This window comes from Thermanaerosceptrum fracticalcis, from assembly GCF_000746025.2.
Lineage (GTDB): Bacteria > Bacillota > Peptococcia > DRI-13 > DRI-13 > Thermanaerosceptrum > Thermanaerosceptrum fracticalcis.
Map to the genome: position 1 here is coordinate 3,635,765 of NZ_CP045798.1, position 25,625 is coordinate 3,661,389.

Annotated in this window: 24 protein-coding genes and 1 riboswitch; of the genes, 16 read left to right on the plus strand and 8 right to left on the minus strand. The window is 44.2% G+C overall.

The annotated features are described in order from the left end of the window. Window positions 1-48 precede the first annotated feature (48 nt). The 6 genes from BR63_RS18385 (at window position 49) to BR63_RS18415 (ending at window position 6,689) form a co-directional block, all read left to right on the plus strand. Window positions 49-1,596 carry an ABC transporter substrate-binding protein gene (locus BR63_RS18385; RefSeq protein ID WP_081908031.1) on the plus strand — a complete coding sequence of 516 codons (1,548 nt, stop codon included), beginning with the start codon at window positions 49-51 and terminating at the stop codon, window positions 1,594-1,596. Between the two features lie 64 nt (window positions 1,597-1,660). Further along, complete coding sequence (locus tag BR63_RS18390; RefSeq protein WP_034420462.1) at window positions 1,661-2,578, plus strand: ABC transporter permease; 918 nt, start codon at window positions 1,661-1,663, stop codon at window positions 2,576-2,578. Between the two features lie 16 nt (window positions 2,579-2,594). Continuing rightward, window positions 2,595-3,524 carry an ABC transporter permease gene (locus BR63_RS18395; protein ID WP_051965449.1) on the plus strand — a complete coding sequence of 310 codons (930 nt, stop codon included), beginning with the start codon at window positions 2,595-2,597 and terminating at the stop codon, window positions 3,522-3,524. Window positions 3,525-3,537: 13 nt separating this feature from the next. Further along, the gene (locus tag BR63_RS18400; RefSeq protein ID WP_034420461.1) at window positions 3,538-4,533 is read left to right on the plus strand and encodes an ABC transporter ATP-binding protein; all 996 of its coding nucleotides are present in this window, start codon (window positions 3,538-3,540) and stop codon (window positions 4,531-4,533) included. 85 nt (window positions 4,534-4,618) lie between these two features. After that, window positions 4,619-4,708: riboswitch (NiCo riboswitch) on the plus strand. Between the two features lie 52 nt (window positions 4,709-4,760). Then, window positions 4,761-5,648, plus strand: a complete 888-nt coding sequence (locus tag BR63_RS18410) for a cation diffusion facilitator family transporter (RefSeq protein WP_338055996.1) — start codon at window positions 4,761-4,763, stop codon at window positions 5,646-5,648. A gap of 351 nt (window positions 5,649-5,999) precedes the next feature. Further along, entirely contained in the window at window positions 6,000-6,689 is a 690-nt protein-coding gene (locus tag BR63_RS18415; RefSeq protein ID WP_034420459.1) for a FadR/GntR family transcriptional regulator, read from the plus strand. Window positions 6,690-7,073: 384 nt separating this feature from the next. On the opposite strand, the gene BR63_RS18420 is transcribed toward BR63_RS18415, so the two are convergent. Further along, window positions 7,074-8,366 carry a nickel pincer cofactor-dependent isomerase, group 22 gene (locus BR63_RS18420; protein WP_207724736.1) on the minus strand — a complete coding sequence of 431 codons (1,293 nt, stop codon included), beginning with the start codon at window positions 8,364-8,366 and terminating at the stop codon, window positions 7,074-7,076. 286 nt (window positions 8,367-8,652) lie between these two features. Here BR63_RS18420 and BR63_RS18425 point away from each other — a divergent pair, with 286 nt between their 5' ends. The 9 genes from BR63_RS18425 (at window position 8,653) to BR63_RS18465 (ending at window position 17,274) form a co-directional block, all read left to right on the plus strand. Next, window positions 8,653-9,654 carry a tripartite tricarboxylate transporter substrate binding protein gene (locus tag BR63_RS18425; protein WP_081908030.1) on the plus strand — a complete coding sequence of 334 codons (1,002 nt, stop codon included), beginning with the start codon at window positions 8,653-8,655 and terminating at the stop codon, window positions 9,652-9,654. 56 nt (window positions 9,655-9,710) lie between these two features. Next, on the plus strand, window positions 9,711-10,172 hold the full coding sequence (locus BR63_RS18430) for a tripartite tricarboxylate transporter TctB family protein (RefSeq protein WP_034420458.1): 462 nt from the start codon (window positions 9,711-9,713) through the stop codon (window positions 10,170-10,172). A gap of 25 nt (window positions 10,173-10,197) precedes the next feature. Further along, window positions 10,198-11,727 (plus strand): tripartite tricarboxylate transporter permease, encoded by a 1,530-nt coding sequence (locus BR63_RS18435; RefSeq protein WP_051965463.1) that lies wholly within the window; start codon window positions 10,198-10,200, stop codon window positions 11,725-11,727. Between the two features lie 29 nt (window positions 11,728-11,756). Then, complete coding sequence (locus tag BR63_RS18440) at window positions 11,757-12,737, plus strand: 2-hydroxyacid dehydrogenase (protein ID WP_051965447.1); 981 nt, start codon at window positions 11,757-11,759, stop codon at window positions 12,735-12,737. A gap of 71 nt (window positions 12,738-12,808) precedes the next feature. Beyond that, window positions 12,809-13,684 (plus strand): fumarylacetoacetate hydrolase family protein, encoded by an 876-nt coding sequence (locus tag BR63_RS18445; RefSeq protein ID WP_034420457.1) that lies wholly within the window; start codon window positions 12,809-12,811, stop codon window positions 13,682-13,684. A 20-nt stretch (window positions 13,685-13,704) separates the two neighbouring features. Next, window positions 13,705-14,493 (plus strand): SDR family oxidoreductase, encoded by a 789-nt coding sequence (locus BR63_RS18450; protein WP_034420456.1) that lies wholly within the window; start codon window positions 13,705-13,707, stop codon window positions 14,491-14,493. Window positions 14,494-14,527: 34 nt separating this feature from the next. Continuing rightward, entirely contained in the window at window positions 14,528-15,205 is a 678-nt protein-coding gene (locus BR63_RS18455) for an RraA family protein (protein WP_034420455.1), read from the plus strand. Beyond that, a complete protein-coding gene (locus tag BR63_RS18460) occupies window positions 15,198-16,256 on the plus strand; it encodes an Ldh family oxidoreductase (RefSeq protein ID WP_034420454.1) in 1,059 nt (352 codons plus the stop codon). The genes BR63_RS18455 and BR63_RS18460 overlap by 8 nt, the downstream gene beginning before the upstream one ends. Before the next feature lie 37 nt (window positions 16,257-16,293). Further along, window positions 16,294-17,274, plus strand: coding sequence for a 2-hydroxyacid dehydrogenase (locus BR63_RS18465; RefSeq protein ID WP_034420453.1), 981 nt, complete (start codon window positions 16,294-16,296; stop codon window positions 17,272-17,274). 109 nt (window positions 17,275-17,383) lie between these two features. Here the strand turns inward: BR63_RS18465 and BR63_RS18470 are convergent, their stop codons facing one another. From BR63_RS18470 to BR63_RS18500, 7 genes are all read right to left on the minus strand, one after another. Next, on the minus strand, window positions 17,384-18,595 hold the full coding sequence (locus BR63_RS18470; RefSeq protein ID WP_161781853.1) for a CdaR family transcriptional regulator: 1,212 nt from the start codon (window positions 18,593-18,595) through the stop codon (window positions 17,384-17,386). A gap of 82 nt (window positions 18,596-18,677) precedes the next feature. Continuing rightward, window positions 18,678-19,211 carry a 2-oxoacid:acceptor oxidoreductase family protein gene (locus BR63_RS18475; RefSeq protein WP_034420451.1) on the minus strand — a complete coding sequence of 178 codons (534 nt, stop codon included), beginning with the start codon at window positions 19,209-19,211 and terminating at the stop codon, window positions 18,678-18,680. Further along, the gene (locus BR63_RS18480) at window positions 19,208-20,032 is read right to left on the minus strand and encodes a 2-oxoacid:ferredoxin oxidoreductase subunit beta (RefSeq protein ID WP_034420450.1); all 825 of its coding nucleotides are present in this window, start codon (window positions 20,030-20,032) and stop codon (window positions 19,208-19,210) included. Before BR63_RS18480 ends, BR63_RS18475 begins: the two co-directional genes overlap by 4 nt. Before the next feature lies 1 nt (window position 20,033). Further along, on the minus strand, window positions 20,034-21,152 hold the full coding sequence (locus BR63_RS18485) for a 2-oxoacid:acceptor oxidoreductase subunit alpha (RefSeq protein WP_034420449.1): 1,119 nt from the start codon (window positions 21,150-21,152) through the stop codon (window positions 20,034-20,036). Window positions 21,153-21,179: 27 nt separating this feature from the next. Beyond that, window positions 21,180-21,362: a 4Fe-4S dicluster domain-containing protein gene (locus BR63_RS18490; RefSeq protein WP_034420448.1), complete on the minus strand. Its 183-nt coding sequence runs from the start codon at window positions 21,360-21,362 to the stop codon at window positions 21,180-21,182. Window positions 21,363-21,583: 221 nt separating this feature from the next. Beyond that, the gene (locus BR63_RS18495; RefSeq protein WP_034420447.1) at window positions 21,584-22,330 is read right to left on the minus strand and encodes a LytR/AlgR family response regulator transcription factor; all 747 of its coding nucleotides are present in this window, start codon (window positions 22,328-22,330) and stop codon (window positions 21,584-21,586) included. Between the two features lie 15 nt (window positions 22,331-22,345). Beyond that, window positions 22,346-24,022, minus strand: coding sequence for a LytS/YhcK type 5TM receptor domain-containing protein (locus BR63_RS18500; RefSeq protein WP_034420446.1), 1,677 nt, complete (start codon window positions 24,020-24,022; stop codon window positions 22,346-22,348). 357 nt (window positions 24,023-24,379) lie between these two features. Between BR63_RS18500 and BR63_RS18505 the strand changes: the two genes are divergently transcribed. Beyond that, window positions 24,380-25,591, plus strand: a complete 1,212-nt coding sequence (locus BR63_RS18505; RefSeq protein ID WP_153802015.1) for a hypothetical protein — start codon at window positions 24,380-24,382, stop codon at window positions 25,589-25,591. Window positions 25,592-25,625 lie beyond the last annotated feature (34 nt).

Consider the following 25,625-nt stretch of genomic DNA (forward strand, 5'->3'; position numbering starts at 1 on the left):
AATTTATAATTTTCTAAACAAGACAATTTAACTTTGAGAAAGGATGAGATGATGATGAAGCGTTTCCTGACGGTATTGCTGGTCTGTATGTTGATGTTTACACTGGTACTCTCCGGATGTGGTGCCAGGAAAGAAGAGCCCAAACCGGCACCAGCCCCTGCCCCTGCCCCGGCCAAAGTTAGAGATACTGTAATTATTGCCTTACAGGGGGAACCCACTACTCTGGATCCACAATTTCCCGATGACGGCAATATGAGGGCGGTAACAGATAACGTCTTTGAAAGACTGCTGGAATTTGACGGCAAGACACTCCAGCCCAAGCCCGGTTTGGCTACAGACATTAAAAAGATCAATGACACCACCTGGGAACTAACCATCCGTGATGGTGTAAAATTTCATAACGGTGACTCCTTTACTGCGGAAGACGCCGTATTCTCTATTAAGAGAATCATTGACCCGGCTTATAAATCACAGCAGGTAAGTTATTTTTCCACTATCAAAGATGCTAAAGTGGTAGCGCCAAACAAAATCCAGGTCGCTACTGATGGTTTTGATGCCCTCTTCCCCAAGCGGATGGCCAGGCTGGATATGGTCAGCAAAAAATATGTAGAAGCCAACAAGGACAAAGTGAATACCCAGCCGGTAGGGACTGGTCCCTATAAGGTAATAGCTTGGAACCGCGGTGTGGATATTCAGGCCACCGCTTTTGACGGCTACTGGGGTAAAAAACCCGCCATTAAGAACGTCAAATACCGTTTTATCCAGGAAGGTTCCACCCGGTTGGCCGCCCTGAAGGCCGGGGAAATTGATTTTGCCGTTAACATGCTGCCTGAATACATGAAGGATATCCCCAATGTCAAAATGGAAACAGGAGCGGAAACCTACTGGATCAGGTTTAACCAGTTGCGCGGGCCTATGGTGAAGAAAGAGATGCGCCTGGCCGCCAACTATGCCATTGACCGGAAGGCCCTGGCCGAAGCCCTCTTCTTAGGTGCTGCCAGCCCGGCCCAAGGACAGATGGGAAAAGAAGGATATTTTGGTTACAGCAGCAAGGTAAAAACCTATCCCTATGACAAGGAAAAAGCCAAAGAACTCCTCAAAAAAGCCGGTTACAACGGTGAGGTTATTGAACTGGTTTCTGAGCGCGGCCGCTGGCTGAAAGACGGTGAGGTCACAGAAGCTGTTGCCGCCATGCTTACTGATGCCGGATTTAATGTGAAGATTAAGTTCTTAAGCTGGCAGGAATGGCTGGATACCCTCTTCACCCAGGCCAAGGCCCCTGCTCTCCAGTTCAGTTCCAACGGAAACGGTTTCTTTGATATCGGACTCATGTATAACACCATCGTACATTCCAAAGGCTCCCAGTCTGTGATGAAGAATCCGGAGATGGATAAGAAGATTGAAGCTGCCAGAAAAGAGCCCGATCCTGCCAAGCGCCAGGCTATGTATGATGAATTAGCCCTTTACTTCTATGACGATCCCTTTGCCATTCCTCTTTTGACCCTCAAGGATATTTATGGTTTGGCCAAAGACCTGGAATGGACTCCCAGGCAAGACTCCATGATTACTGTTTATGAGATGTCCTTCAAGAGTTAATGCTCTTTTTGTGCAAAAGCCTGGAGGACAGCAATGTCCTCCAGGGATTGGAGGTTATTAACCTATGCTCAAATACGTCATTCAGCGGCTCTTATTCACCGTTGTGGTAATATTTGGCGTTTCCATACTGGTTTTTGTCATTACCCATCTGATCGGTGACCCCGTTAAAGCCATGCTGCCTCTCCAGGCTACCGATGCCCAGCGGGCCCAGTTAGCCCATCAACTGGGCCTGGATAAGCCTATTTGGGAACAGCTGACGGAGTTTCTGGGAAACATGATCCGCCTGGATTTCGGCGTGTCCTGGTGGCAGCAGGTATCCTGCCTGTCCATTGTCTTGTCAAAAATACCCACAACCCTGGTATTGGTAGGCGCCAGTTTTGTCATTGCCATTATTATCGCCTTTCCCATGGGTATTATTGCTGCTTATAAGCCTGATTCCCTCTTAGACAGGATACTCACGACGGCTTCCTTAATAGGCATTTGCTTGCCCTCCTTCTGGGTAGCCCTGATGCTGGTGCTGTTTTTTGCGGTAAAACTGGGCTGGTTTTATACTTCGGGCTATGGAACCATCAGGCATCTTGTTTTACCGGCAGTTACCCTGGCTGTGGTGCCTGCCGGCCATATCGCCCAGATTGTCCGTTTTTCCATGGCGGAACAGCTCAATGCTCAGTATGCTGTCACAGCCAGGGCCAAAGGAGTTAAAGAAAGTGCCGTGCTTTTAAAACATGCGCTCAAGAATATTATGACAGCTGTCCTAACCATTGGCGGCATGGATCTGGCCATGTACCTGGCGGGTGAAGCGGCTGCCGTGGAGGTCGTATTTGGCTGGCCTGGTTTTGGGAGCCTGGTGGTGGATACCATCAGCCGCCAGGATTTTCCACTGCTGCAGGCCGAGATTTTTGTGGTGGCTGTAATTATCTGTTTAATCAACCTGATTGTTGATTTGCTTTATGCTTACTTCGATCCAAGAATTACCTATTAGTTAAGGGGGAAGAGAAATGAGTGAAACCGGGCTACAGGACTTAAAGCCAATGCCTTCCCCCGGACGGCAGATTTATAAACCCAAGGGTATAATAAGATTTTTTGCCCGTTTTGAATATAATAAAATTGCCCTGGTTGCTTTAATCATTTTAATAGTCATTTTTGCCATCAGTATTTTTGCCCCCTATATCGCTCCCTACGACCCCGCCAAGGGCGTATTGACTGAACGATTAAGGCCTCCTACCCTGGAAAGGCCCGCCGGCGGCGGTTTTCCCCATATTTTCGGTACGGACCAGCAGGGGCGGGACGTTTTGACCAGGATCATGTACGGCGGGCGCGTCTCTTTAACCGTAGCCTTTACTGTGGTAGGTATCTGTTTCATCTTTGGGACGGTGCTGGGGCTCATCTCCGGTTATTTTGGGGGCTGGGTGGATATGGTCCTGATGAGAGTGGTGGACGTTGTTTCCTCATTTCCGGGGCTTTTAGTTGCTTTGGCTTTTGTGATGGTCTTGGGGCCCAGTGAACGTAACCTGATTATTGCCCTGACGGTTAACGGGTGGATGATTCATGCCCGGATGGCCCGCAGCCAGGTCCTTGCTTTACGGGAATCGGCCATGGTGGAGTCGGCAAGGGCTATTGGTGTGAGTGTACCGGGTATGGTTTTTGGTCATATTTTACCCAACATCATTTCTCCTTTGATTACCGTATTTGTACTGGATTTAGGTCACCAGATTGCAGCCGAAGCCAACATGAGCTTTTTGGGCTTTGGCGTTCAGCCTCCCAAATCCTCCTGGGGATTAATGATTGGCGAAGGCCGGCAATATATTGCTTCGGCCTGGTGGCTTGTCACCTTCCCCGGCATCATGATTGGTCTTACCCTGTTATGCTTGAACCTCTTCGGTAATTGGGTCAGAGAGGAATTTGACCCCCTTTCCAGGAAACATTAGAGGAGGGAAGAGTATGATACAGAATAAAAACCTGGTGGTAGTGAGAAATTTAAGAAAGTTATTTCCTGTGAAAGCGGGCTTTTTCGGTAAGCCTAAGTCCTTCGTTCATGCTGTGGACGATGTAAGCTTTAGTATTAAAAAAGGACAGACTATGGGTTTAGTGGGGGAAAGCGGCTGTGGCAAGACCACCATAGGCCGTTTGGTTCTGCGCCTGTTAGAAAAAACTTCAGGAGAAGTGGAGTATAAAGGAAAAAATATTTTTAATTTCAATAAGCTGGAACAGAAACAGTTTCGCCGGGAAGCTCAGCTTATTTTCCAGGATGCCTTTAGTTCCTTCGATCTGCGCAAGTGCGTAGGAGATATTGTGGGAGAACCCTTAAAAGTCCATGGCCTCGCTTCCGGTTCGGAACTTACCGACAGAGTAGCAGACCTTTTGAAAACCGTAGGGTTGAAACCTGAGCTGATGAGGGAATTTCCCCACACTTTATCCAGCGGGCAAAAACAATGTGTGGGGATGGCCCGTTCTATTGCTTTAAATTCGGAATTCGTGGTGGCCGATGAACCCATTTCCTCCTTGGACGTTTCTGTGAGGGCTCAGGTCCTTAATTTGCTGAAAGACCTCCAGGAAGAAAAGGACCTGACCTATCTTTTCATCTCTCATGACATCAGGGTGGTGCGCTGGTTAGCCACCCATATTGCTGTTATGTACCTGGGAAAACTGGTAGAATACGCAGAAACAGAGGAACTCTTTGTCCACAGGTATCATCCCTATACAGAAGCCTTGTTGAATGCCGTCCCTGTGGAAGACCCTTTCAAGAGACGGGAGAGGAAAATTCTCCTGGGTGAAGTTCCTTCTCCTGTGGATCCGGCGCCGGGCTGCCGTTTCCAGCCCCGGTGTGAGTACGCTGTGGACCAGTGCCGGTTGGAAACACCGCCCTTGGTAGAAAAATCACCGGGACACTGGGTAGCATGTTTCGTAGATTTTCATGGGGCTGGGAATTTCAGTTAATTTTATAAGTTCTCATCGTTAGGTTTGACATTTCTTTATAGTTTTGTGTATAATACAAAGGAAGTAAAAACTGATAATTTTCTTGCTTTTTGATGAAGAGCAGGCGATCACCGGATGTGGCTGTCCGGTGGTGGGGCTGGGCATTACGCAGCAGGCAAAAGCCTGTGGGACTTCTAAGAGTCCCGCAGGCTTTTATCTTTGGCTAAAAAGTAAAGGGGCAATGCATAATGAGTTTATCAAAAAAACAAAAAGTCGCGGCGCTGTCGATAGCTTCGAATATTACTTTAATTATCCTTAAAGTAATCGCGGGCATTATGAGCGGTTCCGTAAGTATTATTTCCGAGGCCATTCACTCAGGGATGGATTTACTGGCAAGCTTTATAGCCTACATCTCTGTCAGCATTTCCGGAAAACCGGCCGACGATAGTCACCCTTATGGCCATGGAAAAATTGAGAATATCTCCGGCGTGGTAGAAGGAGTGCTGATCTTTATTGCGGCAGGGCTAATCATTAAAGAAGCTGTGGAGAGGATTTTGCATCCTGTTCCCATTGATGACACGGTTTTGGGTATGGGCGTTATGCTCTTTTCCGCTGTATTAAATTCTTTTGTGGCTTACCGGTTATATAAAATCGCGAAAGAGGAAGATTCAGTGGCCCTGGAAGCTGATGCTCTCCATCTCAAAACCGATGTTTACACTTCTTTAGGTGTTGCTGTGGGGTTATTGGCTATCAGGCTTACGGGAATACAGGTTCTTGATCCCCTGATTGCCATCCTTGTAGCTTTATTAATTATTAAGGAAGCCTGGCACCTCTGTATTGTTGCCTTTAGTCCCTTGTTGGACTCCCGGTTGGATAAGGATGAAGAGTCTCCTATCCAGGAGGTTCTTGAAAATTATGGAAGAGACAAAAGCCTGCAAATAAAGTATTTTAAGACGAGGAAAGCAGGGAACCAGCGGTTCATAGATTTTCACCTCTGTCTTTCCCCTGATACCACCATCAAAGAAGGTAACGAACTGGCTCGGGAAATTAAAGAGAAAATCTATGAAGTCTATGCCGATGCCCATATTCACATCAACCTGGAAGTAATGGACAGGGGAGGCGGTACGTCAGCGTGAGACATAGGGGACGGTTCTGGGGCCATCGAAAATTTTGTCAGTAGGAATATCGGTATAATGATGGCTCATCAATTAGCTCTATATGGTTGTTGAGCCTTTTTTGCACGCAAAACTTCCGATTGACCCCTTCAAGAACCGTCCCCGTCGACTCTCTTAGGTTAGGGGACGGAGTCCCCTAAATTAGATAAGGAGATTATAGAGGGAGATGATTCGGTAAGAGGGAAAGGTTTGTTAACTACTGTTATGCTTGAAAAAAGAATCGGAAAAAGGATAATTTTAAATTAGAGCGAATTAATTAAAAATAAACTCTTATATTATCACCTGGTTACATGAGAAAGGAAACGATGCAAGTTGAAAAGTATTAAACGAACAAAACTTTATGAAGAAGTTATGCTGCAAATTGAAGAAATGATTAGAGCAAACGGCATGAAGGAAGGAGATAGGCTGCAATCGGAAAAAGAACTTGCAACTCTTTTCGGTGTAAGCAGAATGGCCATAAGGGAGGCCTTAAGTGCTCTTCAGTCAGTGGGTTTACTCGAGGTTAGACATGGTTCGGGTATCTATATTAGGGATATCAATGAGAACTTGACGAATCCAATAACATTAAAACTATTAACCGGAAAGGAGAACCTTTTAAATATTTTGGAACTGCGTATGGGTCTGGAAACAGAAGCAGCGTATCTTTCTGCTATCCGTTCCGGGAAGGAAGATATTGCCAAAATGGAAGATGTATTAGAAAAAATGAGTTTTGAAGTAGAGTCCGGCGGTACTGCTGCTAATGAAGATTTTCAATTCCATCATGTTCTTGTCCAATCTACTCGTAATCCACTTTTTATAAAGGTGTTTGAAACCATAGCTAATGTGTTTCACGAAGGATTAAGGTCCAGCCACCAGATTTTCAGAGCCAGTTACGGGCCTAGATTAGTAGTTCTAGAGGAGCACCGCCTGATTTATGAACATATCAAAAATAGAGAAGCTGAAGCGGCACGTGAGGCTATGAGGAAACATCTCGATAATGTAAAAATGCGAGGACTTCTCTAGGCGCATTAGGGTAGTAGAGTACAAATTGATCAGGTAGTGTGAGGCAATAGATAAAACTGTTGTGTCACACTACACTATTTGTACCTTTAGACTGTTGGTTGAGTTAATTAATTAAGGTAGTGTTCTTGTGTTACTCAAAAAGTTGTACCAGCAAAAATTAAGGCCGTGGAAAACCTCCAAGTCCAATACCTTGCCACCGGTGGCCACACTTGCATGATGCAGTTGTCTCATACTTTTAGCGAGGCTGGTTTACCCACTGAAGTGGTTCATACCATCGAGCTTCTGGGGATGACCTATTAGAAAAATAGCATAGTTTCTGTATGAAAAAAGAGGTCCTGGGCTGCACAGCCCAGGACCTCTTTCCATCAGTAATTAATATTAGTTTCAATCTACAATGTACCCTTCTTCATCAAACTTAAGTTCAAATGGACCCGTTAGTATTTCAATGTTAGGATTGACCTTTGCTTCCGGCAAAAGGTTTTCGGAAATATAGATTTCTTCAATTTTTAAAGTATTTTTGATACGGACTATTCTGGCATCGTTCAAATTGAGTAGATTACATGTCTTCATAGCCGCTTTGATCGCGTAATAATCATTGCGCATCACCATAGGCAGGAGACCATTTATGGTTAGGGTTGAAGTAATACAATTGATATATGTTTTTGCCAGGTCAAATTTATCATAAAGCCTTTGGGTAACAAAATCAGCCTGTCCCATACCGACGGCACTTCCTTCGGTTTCAGGGGTAAGATCTCGTATGACTATGCGCCGGGGCGGTGTGAAGTCAGCTTTTTTATGTTCTGAGGTAAATTTACCTGTCACGTTAGGGTCTGCTCCGCTGCCGCTGATATTTTTCCCGATTTCATCAACAATCAGGACATCGAGGGGGTTGAAGAGAATTCTCGGCATATACGATTTTGCTTTCTCCAAAAGTACGGGCTCTATCTCTTCAACTTTTTCCGCGGGCACACAGTGTATTTCCGCAGTTTCATCATAAGGGTTTTCAATGAGGGCTACGCCAAAAACAATAGGGACTGTCTTGAAAACAATCCTGCTCATTTCCAATAGACGGTTGGCAAAATTTTTAAAACTCAGCTGATGGCATGTTTCCGCTCCTTTGTGCTTTCCAAGGCCGATTACGGACATTTTGATAATACCGCTCTCAATAGGGCCGCTAAAGGAAGTATGTGGTTTGATCCTGTTTACAATAATTACGGCATCCATCCCGGGGAGGTGCTTATCTACGAAGACAGGAGTGCCATCGGCGATTCTGCCCACTTCTACCACATCCATACAGGAGACAATTTCTGCTCCCATAGCCTCTTCTGTAATTCCGAATTCAGCAAGTATTGCCCTTTGGCCCTCTGCAGTAGCTGTACCATGACTCCCCATGGTAGGAATGATTATCGGCGTGGCTCCTAACTCCTTCACATATGAAACGGTTTCCCTGGTTATTGTGGCAATATTGGCAATTCCCCGGCTCCCTACACAGATAGCTACCTTTTGGCCGGGCTTTATTCTCTCCTTGATTTCATGCTTTGCTAACTCGTTTCTTAACGTACCTGGTATATCCGTTAATACAGGGGCAGGAAATACCTGACGAACCTTGACAAAACGAGGAATTATCACATCATCTACTGCTTGTTCCACAATATGCATGTTTTTTATTACCGGCATGACTTACTCTCCTTTCAAACAATTATGTCTTATTATTCTGGAAAGGAGGGGTATCATCCTACAAAAATATGTACAAAAAAATGCCCCGGACAAGGCCTTTTTTTTAGGCAATACAGACATTATTTCTAATGTCTTTTAACAGGTATTATATATATATGAGCTTTATAATCATTTTTTTCGCCCGCGAAAGTCAAAGGGTTGCCTCGATAAGAGGTTCCACAACGGAGGTGAGATCAGAGAATTTGTAATTTTTAACAATTAAGTGAAAAGGGTAAAAGGAGGAAAAATGATGAGGAAAAATAGTAAGTTATTGGCCCTTGCAGTTATTTGTCTTTTTACGTTAGCAATTTTAGCCGGTTGTGGCGGCGGAGAAAAAGGTGCTGCGAAAAAAGATGACAAGTACCCCTCTAAGCCCATTAACGTCATCGTTTCTTACGCTGCCGGCGGCGGAACTGATGTAGGCGCCCGCATCCTCTTACCTTATGTAGAAAAAGAATTAGGTGTTCCTCTAAACGTTATCAACAAACCAGGTGGCGGCGGCTGGGTAGGCTGGACCGACCTGCTTAAGGCAGATCCGGACGGTTATACAATAGGCTACATCAACACACCCAACTTAATGACCGGTTACCTCGACCCCCAGTATAAGCGGGATAAAACTATCGATGACTTTGCTGTCATCGCTAACCACGTCCTTGACTACGGCGCCATTGCTATCAATCCCAAGGAGACACGCTTTAAAGACCTGAAGGAACTCCTGGAATACGCTAAAAAGAATGAAGTAACAGCTACTACTACAGGGGTGGGCAGTGACGACCATATTGCCATCTTAAAAATTAATAAGGCCCTGGGGACCAAGTTCGTACCTGTGCATACTAAAGGTGCTGCTGAAGGCAAAGCCAGTGTTATGGGCGGGCACGTAGACACCTATTTCGCTAACGTTGGGGAAGTTCTGGCTCCTCATAAGAGCGGTGAGTTGAAGACCATTGGTGTTATGGCACCGGAGCGCTCTGAATTCTTCCCTGATATTCCCACATTAAAAGAAGCCGGCGCTGATGTTACTTCCTGGTCCGGACGCGGCCTGGCTGCTCCTAAAGGCATTGACCCGGCTAAATTAGAAAAGCTGGTTGCAGCTTTTGAAAAAGCTATGAAGAATGAGGAACACATCCAGAAGATGAAGGACATGGGCCTGGCACCCAAATTCATGAAAGGTGAGGAATACGTAAAATTCCTCAAAGATGACGAGAAGGGTGTTATCGAAGTTAGCGATCTCCTGGGCTGGAAGAAATAATCTAGATTGGGCCACAGCTATGTGGCCCAATCTAAAACTTTGAAAGGGGGAAACACATGAAGAAACGGCTCATACATCAAGACGTGTATATGAGTATCGCCATGCTTATCTTCGCTATAGTTGCCCTGGCCAGGACAAGTGTATTTCCTGCCGACGCTGCTCATTTCCCAAGGTTAATCTTAGGACTCCTTATCGTTTTTACCCTGTGGACCTTATATGAAGGAATTAAGAAGACTAAAGCCATTAATGCTGACGGTACAGGAGCCGATAAGGTTATCAGACTTCCTCAACTAACCCTTCCCATGGCCACTTTCCTGATCGTTGTTGTTTATACTGCCTTGATAAATATTCTCGGCTTTTTCACAGCCACAACGCTGTTTATCCTTGGCTTTATGTACTTTTACCAGGTGCGGAAAGTGCAAACAATACTCCTTACCTTAGTTGGCACCAATGTTTTTATTTATCTTCTCTTTGTCTACCAGTTAAATGTCCCGCTGCCTAAAGGGTTATTTTTCTAAAGAAGGGAGGGCTTGAAAGTTGTTGATGCTTATTAATTTTTCCGCTTTAGCCCATGTAGCTGAAAGATTAGCTTCATTAGAAGTATTACTTGCCTTACTCGTGGGCGTAGTCGGTGGTATTATTATAGGAGCCCTGCCCGGTCTAAGTGCTACCATGGGGGTTGCTCTCTTGATACCTCTGACATTTGGTATGGACCCTGTAGCCGGCCTGACTATGCTTACAGCCATCTATACCTCGGCCGTTTATGGGGGTTCCATTTCTGCTATCCTGATTCACACTCCCGGTACCCCTGCTTCGGCCGCCACTGCCTTGGACGGTTACCAGATGACCCTCCAGGGCAAAGGCTTGAAGGCTTTAGGTGTAAGTACAATATCTTCCATGATTGGCGGATTACTTAGTGCCTTTGCCTTGTTACTCTTAGCCCCGCCCTTAGCCTTGATTTCCTTGAAGTTTAATGCTCCTGAATATTTCCTGATGGCTGTCTTTGGCCTGACTGTAATCGCCAGCTTAGCTCAAGACTCGATGATTAAAGGTCTGGCTTCCGGGTGCTTCGGTTTACTGGTTGGTACCGTCGGTGTAGATATCATGACCGGCTTTCCCCGTTATACCTTCGGCTTCTCTGCCTTGGAAGGCGGAATCTCCCTTGTCCCTGCCATGATCGGTCTCTTTTCCCTCTCCCAGGTGATGATCCAGGTAGAGAAAATGCATGAGAAAGGAGAACTGGTTATCGGCGAACTGAAGGGCAGCGTGCTCCTTACCTGGCAGGAGTTTAAGAGTATCTGGAATACCATTTGGCGATCTTCTATTATCGGTATTTTGATTGGTATCCTGCCCGGGGCCGGCGGTGATATTGCCTCCTGGGTAAGTTATAATGAGGCCAAAAGATTTTCCAAGACACCAGAGAAGTTTGGCACAGGTCATATGGAAGGTATTGCAGCTTCGGAAGCTTCAAATAACGCTGTGACCGGTGGCGCCATTATCCCCCTTTTAACCTTAGGAATTCCGGGCAGTGCTACGACAGCAGTCTTATTAGGCGGTCTCTTGATCCAGGGGTTGCTGCCCGGTCATGAGCTTTTTGAAAAGCATGCTAACATCACTTATGCCGTAATCGTCGGATTTATCATTGCCAACATCTTAATGGGTCTTGTTGGTCTTGCCATTGCCAGGTATGTGGTAAAAGTCTCCACTATACCTTCCGGTATCCTGGCGCCCATTATCGTCGTATTGTCTGTAGTTGGTTCTTATGCCATTAACAACAGCATGTTCGATGTATACATCATGGTGGTCTTTGGTTTCATTGGTTATTTCATGAGAAAGACCGGTTACGTTACCGCTGCCGTAGTACTGGCGATGATCCTTGGATCTATGGCTGAGCAGGGCTTCAGACAGTCCCTCGTTCTCTCCAAAGGTAATATGCTGGCATATTACTTCAGCCGTCCTATCTCCATTGTCATCATGGTTTTAATTGTCCTGGGTTTGCTCTCGCCTATTCTCATGAAGAAGTGGCAAAACAAGAGCGGCATCCAGACTGCAGCTACCTCAGATGATAACTAAATTCATACTAAAAAATGGAGGATTAAGACATGGCTTCAAAAGTTATCTATTTTGACAAGGTTTTTCCCGCCTTTAAAGAACTCTTACAGTCCCACAATGCAGAAGGTTTGGAACTTTTGTACTGGTATGACATGAATGAGGCTGAAAAAGAAGCAAGCTTAAAGGAAGCCGACTACTTCTTAGTGGCAACCACCAAGATTACCAAAGACATGTTAAATAAAGCCGCGAAAGTTCGCATGGTACAAAAAACCGGCATTGGTGTAGACAACATTGACCTGCAGGCTGCTTTTGACTTAGGTATTCCCGTTTGTAACACTCCCGGCGGTAATGCGACAGGTGTGGCTGAGTTGACGATCGGTATGATTTTAAGCCTTTATCGTAAGCTTAATGTCCTGGACAGAGCTACCAAAAACGGGGAATGGCTCATGTGGGAACTTCGTCCGTCTTCTTATGAGATGAGTGGCAAAACCCATGGTTTTATCGGCTTTGGCAATATTGGCAAGACCACAGCCAAGCTTTCCCAGGCCTTTGGAACCAACGTTATTTACTACGATAAATATAGACTGCCGGAAAGTGAGGAAAAGACTTTAGGGGTTACTTATATGGAAATGGATGAAGTCTTAAAGAACGCCGATATCATAAGCCTTCACATTCCTCTCCTTCCTGAAACCAGAAACCTCATCAGCACCAGAGAACTCTCCCTCATGAAGCCGACAGCCATATTAATCAACGTTTCCCGGGGTCATATTGTAGACGAAAAAGCCCTGGCCGAAGCCCTGGAGAATAAGCTGATCGCAGGTGCAGGCATTGATACCTTTGCTTCCGAACCTGTAGAGAAGGATAATCCCTTGTTAAAATTCGATAATGTTTTAGCCACACCCCATATCGGTGCTGGTACCAGAGATACCCTAAATAAAGTATTAGGCCTGGCTTTCCAGAACTTCTCCTTGATTGAAAAAGGAGAGAACCCCAAATTTGTCGTCAATAAAGTAGAGAAGGCCCGGCTGTAGTGTTAGTCTATACTATGCCGGAGAATACCTCTATTCATAAATTACAGACAAAAATGAAAGGAGCTTAACCAATGAGACTAGCTACTATCAAATTAAACGGTGCTGAAGTTGCCGCCATTGTTTCAGCTGCCGGAGTCGTACCGGTAGAGGAGGTAAATAAAAAACTAAACCAGAACTGGTCCACGGATATGCTGGAGATTATCACCTCCGGGCAATTAGAAAAGCTAAATGACTGGTACCGTGCAGGCGGGAAAGAAAAAGTTGAAGCCCTGGAGGCTATACCCAGAGAAAAAGCGGTATTCGCCCCTCTTTACCGCCGGCCCAGAAAAATTTGGGGGATTGGTCTGAACTACGTTGACCATGCTTCTGATTTGGCCGAAAAGGCTCCCAATGAAGAGCCTGCCAGCTTTATGAAACCCGACACAGCAATAATTGGACATATGGATAACATTAAAATTCCTCTGCAATCTGAGAAGACCACCGCTGAAAGTGAATTAGGGGTTATTTTCGGTAAACAGTGTAAGGACGTGGAACGTGAAGACTGGTTAAGTGTCGTGGCCGGTTTTACTACAATTATTGACATGACTACTGAAGACATCCTGAGAAAGAATCCCAGATTCTTAACGAGATCCAAGAGCTTTGATACATTCTTCAGCTTTGGCCCTGAACTGGTAACACCCGATGAAGTGGAAGATGTTATGAAACTCAAAGTGGCTACTGTTATCAATGGTCAAATCCATGCTCAGAACGTGGTTTCTAATATGACTTTCCCGCCCGACTACCTTGTGTCTTTCCACTCCAAAGTAATGACAATGCTTCCCGGTGACATAATTTCCACCGGAACACCACGCGCTGTGCATATTAACGACGGTGACGTGGTAGAGTGCTGGATTGATGGTTTTGCTCCTCTGAAAAATCCTGTTATCGACTTAAAAAAGCAGAAGTAAATAAAAAGAGGTGATATATCATGGATTTAGGTTTAAAGGATAAGGGGGCCATAGTGATGGCCTCCAGTGCAGGCCTGGGTAAAGCCATTGCTTTGGAATTTGCCAGAGAAGGGGCAAAAGTGATGCTGTTTAGCCCCTTCGAGGACGAATTAAAGCAGGCCCAGGCTGATATTAAAGAAGCTACCGGAAACGAACCGGCTTTCTTCGTAGGTGATATTACTAACTATGACCATATCAAGGCTATGGTCAAAGAGGCCTATGATAAATTTGGCAATATCTTTGCCTTGGTTAATAATACTGCCGGCCCTCCTGCGGGGACCTTTGACAATTTTGATGATGCCGCCTGGCAAAAAGCCTATGAATTAACCTTATTATCCTATATTCGTACCATTAGAGAAGTCCTTCCTTATATGAGACAAGGAGGCGGAGGAAGAATTCTCTGCTCCACTTCTTCTTCTGTAAAACAGGTGTTAGAAAATCTCATCCTTTCCAATACCTTTAGAATGGGTGTTGTGGGTTTGGCCAAAACCCTGTCTCAAGAGCTGGGTAAGGACAACATCCTGGTTAACGTAATCGGACCCGGCAGGATTGGTACGGCCAGAATCGAGTATCTTGACAAAGTAAGGGCTGATAAAGCCGGTATTACGCCTGAACAAGTACGTCAAAATACCGAAAAGATTATCCCGTTAGGTCGCTACGGCTATCCGGAGGAGTATGGCAAAACTGCTGTATTCTTATGTGCGGCAACTAATACTTACGTTACCGGTCAAACTGTACTGGTGGATGGCGGTATGGTTAAAGCCTTTTAGTTCAACCCTTTAAAATTAAGAGGAGGCGAGAATTATGTCAAATGTAGGATTTAGAATCTATACCAAAATAGAAAGACCGGACAGGAAACTGGTTGAGGCTTTTAAAGGGTTGCCAACGCCTAACATTGCGGATAATATGAGTCGCTTTTTCTGTGTGGATGCCGCCATTAAACCGATGAACAAACACCATTTGTTAGGGACAGCTTTCACCGTAAGGTCCAGCACAGCGGACAATCTTCTCTTCCATAAGGCCTTAGATATGGCCCAACCCGGTGATATCATTGTGGTTGACGTGCAGGGAGATACCATTAACTCCGTAGTCGGTGAGATTATGATGCGTTATGCCATGAAGAGAGGTATCGCCGGATTCCTGGTGGATGGAGCCATCAGAGACTTTGGTGGCCTGCAGGAACTTGACTTCCCCGTTTATGCCAGAGCAGTAACGCCTATGGGTCCTTATAAGGATGGTCCTGGAGAAATCAATGTTCCCGTTAGCTGTGGCGGTGTTGTTGTTAACCCTGGAGATATCATCGTTGGCGACGATGACGGCGTCGTGGTGATCAGTCCTAAAGATGCACCTGAAATCCTGGAAAAAGCCAGGGCTACCTTTGCCAAAGAATCCGCAATATTTAAGGCTATTGAAGAGGGAACCTGGGACAGAAGCTGGGTTGATAAAACACTGAAGGAAAAAGGTTGTGAATTCATTGACTAACAATGTTAAGTATGTACAGGCCGAACCCTTACGCCAATACTGTACAGCCCTTTTTGAAAGTGTCGGGATGCCTGAAGATGAGGCTTATATCAATGCAGACAACCTGGTGGATGCTGATTTAACCGGCGTCGAATCACACGGTGTCAGCAGAATGGCAATCTATCTAAAAAGGATTCGCGATGGCGTTGTAAATCCGAAATGTGAAATTAAAGTTGTGGCTGAGCATCCCGCAGTGCTTGTTATAGATGCCAAGAACAGTATGGGTGCCGTTGCCTCCTATAAAGCAATGGAGATGGCTATTAAGAAAGCAAAAGAAAGCGGTGTGGCCTTTGTCACTGTAAGAAATTCCAATCATTATGGTACGGCAGCCTACTATACCAAGATGGCCCTGGAACATGATATGATTGGTTTTTCCTCCACCAACGGACCAGCCAGGATGGCACCGTGGGGCGGCAAAGACCCGTATTTTGGCACAAACCCCTTTTCCATAGCTGTCCCTGCCGGGCAGGAATTGCCAGTTGTGGCAGACATGGCCACCAGCCTGGTCGCCAGGGGGAAAATCATCCTGGCCGCCAAAAACAATAAAGAAATTCCACTTGGCTGGGCCATAAATAAAGACGGGGAGGATACAACAAATGCCAAAGAAGCCCTGGAGGGTACGGTGTTGCCTTTTGGCGGACCTAAAGGTTCAGCCATTGCCCTCTTAATAGATGTTTTCTCCGGTATCCTGGCGGGAGCAAGTTTTGGCCCCCATATTAAAGATATGTATGCCAACTTTGAAGAGCCTACCAATACGGGCCATATCTTCGGAGCCTTTGATATTAGTAAATTTATTGATACAAGCCTTTTTAAACAAAACATGGATCAAATGATCAGGGAAATCAAAGGGAGTACACCTGCTAAGGGAGTTCAGGAAATATTCCTCCCCGGGGAGATTGAACTTAAAAAGAAGCAACAACGACTCAAGGAAGGAATACCTCTTAGTCCGGCAGTGATTAAGGAATTAAAAGAAGAAGGAGCCCTTTGTCGAGTCGCCTGGACTTTAGATTAAAAAAAAGGATAATTTGGATAATATACGTGGAGGTAATATGAAACCAAGAGTATTTATAACGCGTTTAATTCCTGATATTGGAATTAAAAAATTGCAAGAAGTAGCGGAGGTCAAAGTGTGGTCCGGAGAATTGCCTCCACCCCGTGAGGTCCTCATGCAGGAAGTAAAAGAAGTAGATGGCTTAGTTTCTTTACTAACAGACAAAATAGATGGGGAATTAATGGATGCTGGGAAGAACTTGAAGGTTATCAGTAATTATGCAGTTGGTTTTGATAATATTGATTTGGACGCTGCCACACAAAGAGGTCTGTTAGTTACTAACACCCCTGGTGTACTCACTGAAACTACCGCTGATTTAGCATTTGCCTTACTGCTGGCTACTGCCCGGAGCGTGGTGTGGGCAGATAAGTTTACCCGGGAGGGTAAATGGAAAACCTGGGAACCCCTGAAATTTTTGGGTCAGGATATCTATGGCGCCCAACTGGGGCTTTTAGGTTTTGGCAGAATTGGCTGTGCTGTCGCTAAAAGAGCACGTGGTTTCGATATGAAGGTTAAATATTATGACTTATTTAGGAACGAGCAGGCGGAAAAAGAGTTAGGGGTGGAATATGCGAGCATAGACGAAATATTGACACAATCTGACTTTATAAGTTTGCATGTACCCTTAACCAAGGATACGAGACACCTTATTAATAAAGACAGCCTTAAGAAGATGAAAAAAAATGCTGTCATCATAAATACGGCCAGGGGGCCTATCATTAATGAAGATGATTTATACGAAGCTTTAGTGAATGGTACTATTTGGGCCGCGGGTTTAGATGTGATGGACCCTGAACCACCAAGGGCCGACCATCCCCTATTCAAATTAGATAATGTAGTTGTCTTACCCCATATAGCCAGCGCCAGTATAGCTACGAGAAATAAGATGGCCCTGATGGCAGCGGAAAACATGATTGCGGGTTTAAGAGGAGAGATACCACCTAATTTGGTTAATACAAGTGTGTTGCGGAATAACTGAGATAATAACATTAAAAAGGAAAAAGGCGATTTAAAACCCTACTATAGTATGAAAAGGTTGTAAATCGCCTTTTTTTTGAGGAGGGCGATATCATAGGTACTGATATAATTTACTGTGCCAGCTTTACGATGGCTTCCTCCTGTTTGAGAAGGGTTTTGTTAAGTAAGAATAGGATTTTTAATTCAATGGCTTCGTCAAAAATCCTGGGGTCTCTCTTGGTAAGCTTATAAATTTTATCCAACCGGTAAAGCAGAGTGTTTCTATGGATGAATAAGGCTCTGGCTGTCTCGCTGATGTTTAAGTTACAGTCAAAGAACACTTTTAGGGTATATAATAGCGTCTCGTCTAAGATTCCCGTAATGGCTTTCTTCTTTTCTCCCAGGGTGTTCTTTATAAATTTGTCAGCGGTATCACTGGGTACACAATTAAGAATCAGCTCTAAGCCCAGGTCATCAGTAAAGTAAACACCACCGTGGCCTTTAAATTTTTTGCCTATGGCAAGAGAATCAGCTGCGTCTCGATAACTTTTTTTATAGGAAAGTACTGTTTCTGAACAAAGGGAACTGACACCTATTGTACAGTCCAGATTAAGATAGTTTTTAATTGTATTGGCAATACTCTTGCAAGTCCGGGAGATATATTTTTTAAGGGATGATTTTTCGTCGGATGGGTTAACAGGCAAAAAGACAACAAACTCATTACTGCCGGTATAGGCTGAAAGGTAATGTTTATTACCGGCCATTACATATTTTATGCAGTCCAGTACTTTATCTTTTTCTGCATTTGCAATTTTACAGTTTTCGTAACCATCTAAATGCAGGACCACTGCCACCCGGGGAATGTCTATATCGAAGCCTAAAAGGGCAGCCCGCTGTTTAAGAGTTTCTCTTGTTTCATCTATTTGTTCAAAGATGATATTATACAGGATATGTTCTTTAGCTTTAGAGTCAAGCTGTGCTTCCTTTTCCATAAAAGCCATTTTAATCATGGTTTCCACTGTCATTTTTGTTAAATAGGTAAGTGTTCTAACTTTATCGGGGGACCCTGTAATTCCTACCGCTCCGATTGTACTGCCGTTAAACTCCAGAGGGAGATTAACTCCCGGCTTTACACCTTTAAGTTTAGAACTTTTTTCGTCCGTGATTGTTACTTCACGGCCTGTTTTTATGGCTTCTAAGGCTCCCTGATGAAAGCCGTCAATTCTTTCAGAATCCAGGCTGCCGATTATTATTCCTTCCATATTAAAAATATTGACATTATGGCCTATGAGAGGTGAAACTTTATTTGCGATCTCCTGGGCAAAGGCATGTGATAATATCACTTTAATCACCCTTTCACCTTAAATATAATATCGCAGAATACAGGTAGAGGCCCCGCAAAGGGGCCATTTTTCTATCTTCTTTTTACAAAATATTCTTACCTGCAATAAAGCCTAGCTCCAAAGCCTTTAGATTACGTTCTTCTGTTCCCTTTGGTACCCGGGCCAGTACTGCCTCCTTAATAGTAGATTCTTTTACAATATTGGTCACACCGATAAGAACGCCCAGAGCTACGATATTACTAAAAAGGGGGCTGCCCACTTCTTTCTCGGCCAGGGCAGTAATAGGAACTTCGTGAAGGTCGCCCCGTGTTAAAGTGGGGTTCTTTACATAAGTACTGTCAACAATAACTGCAGCATTTTCCTTAAGGCATTTCGTATATTTATTGAAGGCTTCTTCAGTCATGGCCAGGACTACATCGGGTTTCTCAATATGGGGAAAAGAGATTTTTTTATTAGCGATGATAACCTCAGCTTTAGAGGCTCCACCCCGAGCTTCTGGACCATAGGATTGAGTCTGTACAACCTCTTTGCCTTCTCTTAATGCTGCTTCTGCTAAAATGATTCCAGCTAAAATCATTCCCTGTCCACCCGAGCCACTTAAAAGAATCTCCCTCATTGCCCATTACCTCCCGTCACCCTATCGATAACTTTCTGATACTCAGCTGTATATTCCGGTGCTTGACGCCGGTAGAGTTCACCAATGACAACTTTTCCAGCCAACTGTTCAGCCGGTAGTTTAGATGCAGCCTTTACGGAAATGGTATTTTCCTTCTGCCATTTCATCATGGCAGGGGCATTGCCAAGCTTGTTTTGACGTCCAAAGGAAATAGGACAGGCAGTGATGGCTTCTACTACGGAGAAACCTTTATGAGAGATAGCATCGGCAATTAAGTTGATGAGTTCCCAAGTGTGGTAGGTGGTACCCCTGGCCACATAGCTTGCGCCTGAAGCTCTGGCCAGTTCCGTAATATCAAAGGGATTTTCGATATGGCCATAGGGTGATGTGGTAGCTTTACTATGAGTGGGAGTAAGGGGAGAATACTGACCTCCTGTCATGCCGTAAATGTTATTATTGAAAACAATTGTAGTAAGGTCAATGTTACGGCGGGCAGCGTGGATGAAGTGGTTTCCGCCTATAGCCGTGGCATCTCCGTCTCCTGTCAACACAATTACGTTAAGGTCCGGTCTTGCCAGCTTAAGACCGGTGGCAAAGGTTAAGGCACGACCATGGGCGGTATGAACTGTATCAAAGTTTAAGTAACCGGAAGAACGGGAGGAACAGCCTATCCCCGAGATGATTGACGTTTTGTCAGGGTTGAGACCAAGTTTATCAATGGCTCTTACCAGTGCCCCCACCACAATGCCATTACCGCAGCCGGGACACCAGATATGAGGTAAACGATTCATACGGAAATATTTTTTCAGCGTCTCCTTCATGTTAATTGCCCTCCCTGGTAATAGCCTCTAGAATCTGCCGGGGTGTAATCATCTGGGTATCCACCCGTAAAACGGGTTGTACCTTGCTGCGGCCCAGAACCTTTGTAACTTCACCGGTTACCTGCCCATAGTTCATTTCTGCCACAAAGACTTTTTTAAACCTTGCACACTTTTCCTCTATTAAATCGGAGGGGAAAGGCCAGATGCTGATAAGTCTCAGTAAGCCAGCCTTAATACCCTTTTCGCGGGCCATTCTTACTGCTTCTTCTGCGGAACGGGCGGAACAGCCATAGGAGATAATCAGGTATTCAGCATCTGCGCTATGAAGTTCGTCATAGCGAAGTATTTCGTCCATGTTGTTTTCCAGTTTCTGATGTAACCGTTTAATGGTCTTCTCAGTAACTTCCGGGCTGCCTGTGGGGAAGCCGGTCTCATCATGAATAAGCCCTGTCACGTGAAAATGATAGCCTTCGCCAAAAGGTGGAAGTGCCGGAACCCCATCCGGTCCCGGTGCATAGGGCAACTCGCCAGGTTCCGGTTTCCGCCGGTTGATTATGGTAGGTGTAGTTTTGGGAATGACTAGCTTTTCCCGCATATGCCCCACCACCTCGTCCATTAGAAAGATGACAGGGGTTCTAAAACGTTCGGCAAGGTTTACAGCATCGATCATTAACTGATAGGATTCCTGAACCGATGAAGGAACGAGGGCGATGACGCCTCTATCACCATGGGAACCCCAGCGGGCCTGCATTACATCAGATTGACTGGGGGAAGTTGGTTGTCCGGTACTGGGACCACCCCGCTGTACATTGACTATAACTAAAGGAATCTCCGCTAAGGATGCATAACCTATTAATTCCTGCATGAGGGAAAAACCCGGGCCACTGGTAGCAGTTATGGCTTTGAACCCGCCCAGTGAAGCACCACATATTGCCCCCATGCTGGCAATCTCATCTTCCATTTGGATAAATTTGCCGCCTACTTTTGGTAGTTCTTTTGCTAAAATTTCTGCAATTTCAGTAGACGGAGTGATGGGATACCCGGCAAAAAATCTTACACCTGCGGCTAAAGCTCCTAATGCGCAGGCGTGATTACCTTGAACTAACATTGTTTGGGACATAAATTACACCTCCTTCTGTCACCATTATCATTCTTTAACTACTGTTATGGCATAATCAGGGCATCTCAGCTCACAAAAACCGCATGAGATGCACTTACTTTGATCAATAATCTGGGCCTTCTGCATATCATCCAGTTTGATGATATGTTTCGGACAAAAATCGACACATATTTGACATCCTTTACAGAACTTGGTGTTGATAATGACCAAAACTTTTCCCCCCTTTCAGGCGCTTCCTACTATTAGCCAAAAAAAAACGAAATTTAAACAAGTATTTCAATTCCAACAATAAACTATTAGCGAAAAAAAGATAACAAATATTCTACCACCGGCACTATTTTGCTACGGGTTAACATATATGCCTACGAGAAATACAAACATTAATGGTGTAACAAAGTTTCTGTTCATAAAAAAACACCCCTAGGGGGTGTCTAGATACCTAACAGTTCTTTAAAGCTTTTTACATTGTTTCTGCTGACAGGAATTTCAGTCTTCTCGGGGTCATCCATAATCAGCAGGTAGGTCCCATTAAACCAGGGAACTACTTCTTTAATTTTGTACAGGTTAATAATATAGTTGCGGTGACAGCGGAAAAACATACCGGGATGAAGTTTGTTTTCAAACTCAGAAAGGGAGAAACTGGTCTGGTAGTCTTTACCGTTGGCACGTAGATAAACCGATCTGTTTTTTGCGTAAACCATCAGCAACTCTTCCTGGTCAAGAAGTTTCATTTTGCCGTTTAGTTCGCCGACAACACGGGAAAAAGGTGCAGCGGTTTGGGGGGCTTGGCCGGATCTCTGCATTCCTTTTTCATCCAGATAAGTGACGGCGGCAGTTAACTGCTCTTTAACATCTTTATCTGAAAAAGGTTTAAGAATATATCCCTTCGCCCCCACTTTAAAGGCTTCCACGGCAAACTTGTCATAAGCTGTTACATAGATGATATATGGGCAGTTTTTTAGATTTTTTAGACAATTGCCAAGTTTAATGCCGTCCAGTCCTGGCATATCAATATCGAGAAAAACCACGTCCGGTTTGAGCTGGCAAATATTCTCAAGGGCTTCGTCACCAGAGGAACAGATGGCTACCACTTCCACGTTTTTTTCCTGACCCAGGAGGTAATTCAGTTCCTGGCAGATATGATCTTCATCATCTGCAATGAGAACCCTGGTAATCACCTTTACACACCCCCTTTAATTATAAGAGACCGGAATTTTTATCAACACCAGGGAGCCGTCCATAGTGTTTTCTAAGCGGAAGGTATAATTGCTGCCATAGAGGCTTTTCAAGCGACGGTTGATGTTTGTTAAGCCGATTCCCATATTGCTTTTCGTGGAATTGGTTTTTACAGCCTGGATCACTTCTTCAGGGATTCCTATGCCATTGTCAAGTACTGATACTACAAGATAACCATTTTTCACCTGTGCATTAATTTTTAGAATTAGCAATCCTTTTTTATGAGAGAGCCCGTGGTTCATAGAATTTTCCACCAGGGGTTGGAGGGCAAAGGTAGGGAATAACACATCGCCACAACTTTCTTCTACATTAATGTCGATCTGCAGGCGTTCGCCAAAACGGGCTTTTTGAAGATCAAGATATATCTGAACACCTTCAAGCTCTTCTGAGAAGGGAAGAAGGTCTTCGTTATGTTTAAGGGTTCTACGGAAGAAAGCCGCTAAACTCACTATGAGGTCCTGAGCGCGCTTGGGGTCTGTCCGGATTAACAGTTTAATGACACTTAAGGCGTTAAATAAAAAATGGGGATTGATCTGGGCTCTTAAGGTGGCATATTCGGCTTTGGCCAAAAGTTTGGCCTGCTCGTCCAACTTTAAATTCTCCAGTTGAAGGCTGAGTAGATTGGCAATACCCGTCACCATTTTAATATCAGGCAGATGCATGATGTCCCCAACTTTATATACTTTCAAACAACCTATAAATTCACCGTTACAGGTTAATGGTGCTTCAATTACCGCATCTAAAGGGCAGCTAGCTACAGGACAGCCGATTTCTTCCTTGGAATTTGCAATCAAAACATTTTCACCTTTAATAGCCTCCCGGGTTGATGAAGTCAGGACAGGATTGCCAGGTATATGATGATCACTGGCAGCTCCTTTAAAAGCCAGGATTTTCTTGTTATCAGTAATGGCAACTGCATCTACCCCGGCAATATTATAAATGACCTGGGCTATTTCACCTGCGGTTTTCTCATTGAAACCCTTTTTTAGAATAGGTAAGGTTTGACGTGCAATTTCCAAAGCTTTTTCGGCATAGCTGGCACCAATTAAATGCTGACTGGATTGCACATCCTGGACAAAAGTCACGAAGATTGCGACCCCCAGGGCATTGACAAGGGTAGTGGTTAAGCCGATCATACTCACCAGGGCTTTTGCTACGATTGCCGGTTTGGCCAGAAGCAGCGTTAATCCCTTTAAAACCAGTTCTGCCAGGCCACCGGCCAAAAAAGCTATCATAAAATTCATTCTCTTTTTCCCGTATTTATGGTAAATTACACCGCCAATGATTCCACCAATAATATTGGCAATAAAATCAGGCACAATCGTAAAACCGCCCATAGATAAACGGTGCAGGCCGCCTAAGAGACCGGCAGCAATACCGACCACCGGACCGGCTACAATACCACCAACAACTGGCCCTACAATACGGCTGTCGATGAGAGCGCCGTTAAAAGTCTCGATACCCAGCAGGTTCCCGAGGATGGAGAAGCCCCCAAAAAGCAGTGACAATATTAATTTATCTTCCGTGTTTGGGTTCATAATAAGAGAGCGGCGAAAACTGGCATTCTTGGTTAAGGGATAGGCAATAAGAGCGATAGCAGCAATATTTTTAAAACTATCGTAAAATAGGTCCATGTGTACCTCCCTTCTCTTATTGCATTTACTCTTATTATTAAATTCTAATAAAAAATAATTATTTGTATAGTCCTAAAAAACAAGGCAATTTATACAAATAACATGTAGGGAGAAGCTATTTTTTTAGTTAAAAAGACTATAGAGTCTATGAATATTAATAAAATACAATTTTTCTAGAACTGTATTAATTACATATAAGTTGGGTGAATTATGGAGCGGTTGAAAAAAAACAGCAGAATATATCTGATGTTCGCCTACGTCTTTTTATTTCTCGTAAATTCTTTTTACTCGTGGGAATTTTTTCAATATTCCATGGTCATTAGCATTTTTATTATTTTCCTTGTGGTTTTTCCTGATGTGAAAAATTCTAATAAATTACTAGCAATGGCTCTTTTCATTCTAGGCGCATACATCCTAATAAAAAGTAATGCTGGGCTAAAAGACTTGCTAAGGGCCTTTACCGAGAATGCGGGTATCATTACTCTTTTATTAACAGTGCCCCTTTTGAGCATTATTTTACACTACGACAACTATGCCGAAGGCATATTAGAACTTGCAGAAAAATATATAACTTCCAACTTTAGTTTTTATACCATCACTGTTTTCATTGTAAATGGATTAGGTATGATCCTCAATTTGGCCACCATACCTTTGGTCTACCAGCTTATGGAGAAAACCAGTCAATATTACCCCCAAAAGCTATATTATAAAGCTTTAACCAGGGGGTTCTGTACCAACCTGATGTGGTCTCCCAACTTTATTTCCGTAGCTGTTGTTTTACACTATCTAAAGATCCCCTGGTATAAAATAGCGCCCCTTGGGCTATTGTTGGCCATTGTGGGAAATCTGTTAGGGATAGTCATTGAAAGATTAAGCCGAAAAGAACCTGACGTTAGGCTTCTTGTTTCCTCCCATAAGGAAGGAACCTATGCGTCTAGGAAGAGATATTCTTATAAACTAATTGGGCTTATTGCCTTTTTTATCTTTTACATTATTCTCTTAGAATTGTGTATTGACCAAAGCGTCTTAGTCACGGTGCCTTTGGTCTCTTTTACGGCACCGCTTATCCTGGCTTTAATCTTAAAGAAAATGGGGATTTTTAAAGAGAAGTTCAGAGACTATCTTCACGTTTCGTTACCGGGTATGCATAATGAGGTTTTTCTCTTTACCGCTATCGGCTTTCTGGGCTATGCCCTACGTATTTCCAATATTGGGCAGTACATTGTCGACTTGATAAACAGGTTAGGCTTTAATTCGGCTTCGTGCCTTATACCTTTACTGTTAACGGTGATTGCGCTACTTTCTTTAATAGGTGTCCATCCAATTATCAGCATTTCCACTGTTGCGGTAACTTTACCCGTTGGCACTTTGCCTCTCACGGAACTGCAAATGGCTGTTACCTTACTGGCCGGTTATTTACTTTATCTCATACTTTCACCTTTCTCTGCGCTGTCTCTGATCATGACCGGTATTACAAAGGAAAGTCCCTTGGAAGTAAGCATAAAGCTTAATTTTACCTATGGGGTTTCCTTTGCTGCAGTAACAAGCTTAATATTGTCACTGCTATAAAGCAAAACTTTTAAAAAAAGAACAAAAGGTGGTT

Bases quoted from the DNA above. Each gene is read 5' to 3' on its own strand.
- BR63_RS18385 (WP_081908031.1), top strand. From the start codon at position 49: ATGATGATGAAGCGTTTCCTGACGGTATTGCTGGTCTGTATGTTGATG.
- BR63_RS18390 (WP_034420462.1), top strand. From the start codon at position 1,661: ATGCTCAAATACGTCATTCAGCGGCTCTTATTCACCGTTGTGGTAATA.
- BR63_RS18395 (WP_051965449.1), top strand. From the start codon at position 2,595: ATGAGTGAAACCGGGCTACAGGACTTAAAGCCAATGCCTTCCCCCGGA.
- BR63_RS18400 (WP_034420461.1), top strand. From the start codon at position 3,538: ATGATACAGAATAAAAACCTGGTGGTAGTGAGAAATTTAAGAAAGTTA.
- BR63_RS18410 (WP_338055996.1), top strand. From the start codon at position 4,761: ATGAGTTTATCAAAAAAACAAAAAGTCGCGGCGCTGTCGATAGCTTCG.
- BR63_RS18420 (WP_207724736.1), bottom strand. From the start codon at position 8,366: ATGCCGGTAATAAAAAACATGCATATTGTGGAACAAGCAGTAGATGAT.
- BR63_RS18425 (WP_081908030.1), top strand. From the start codon at position 8,653: ATGATGAGGAAAAATAGTAAGTTATTGGCCCTTGCAGTTATTTGTCTT.
- BR63_RS18430 (WP_034420458.1), top strand. From the start codon at position 9,711: ATGAAGAAACGGCTCATACATCAAGACGTGTATATGAGTATCGCCATG.
- BR63_RS18435 (WP_051965463.1), top strand. From the start codon at position 10,198: ATGCTTATTAATTTTTCCGCTTTAGCCCATGTAGCTGAAAGATTAGCT.
- BR63_RS18440 (WP_051965447.1), top strand. From the start codon at position 11,757: ATGGCTTCAAAAGTTATCTATTTTGACAAGGTTTTTCCCGCCTTTAAA.
- BR63_RS18445 (WP_034420457.1), top strand. From the start codon at position 12,809: ATGAGACTAGCTACTATCAAATTAAACGGTGCTGAAGTTGCCGCCATT.
- BR63_RS18450 (WP_034420456.1), top strand. From the start codon at position 13,705: ATGGATTTAGGTTTAAAGGATAAGGGGGCCATAGTGATGGCCTCCAGT.
- BR63_RS18455 (WP_034420455.1), top strand. From the start codon at position 14,528: ATGTCAAATGTAGGATTTAGAATCTATACCAAAATAGAAAGACCGGAC.
- BR63_RS18465 (WP_034420453.1), top strand. From the start codon at position 16,294: ATGAAACCAAGAGTATTTATAACGCGTTTAATTCCTGATATTGGAATT.
- BR63_RS18475 (WP_034420451.1), bottom strand. From the start codon at position 19,211: ATGAGGGAGATTCTTTTAAGTGGCTCGGGTGGACAGGGAATGATTTTA.
- BR63_RS18480 (WP_034420450.1), bottom strand. From the start codon at position 20,032: ATGAAGGAGACGCTGAAAAAATATTTCCGTATGAATCGTTTACCTCAT.
- BR63_RS18485 (WP_034420449.1), bottom strand. From the start codon at position 21,152: ATGTCCCAAACAATGTTAGTTCAAGGTAATCACGCCTGCGCATTAGGA.
- BR63_RS18500 (WP_034420446.1), bottom strand. From the start codon at position 24,022: ATGGACCTATTTTACGATAGTTTTAAAAATATTGCTGCTATCGCTCTT.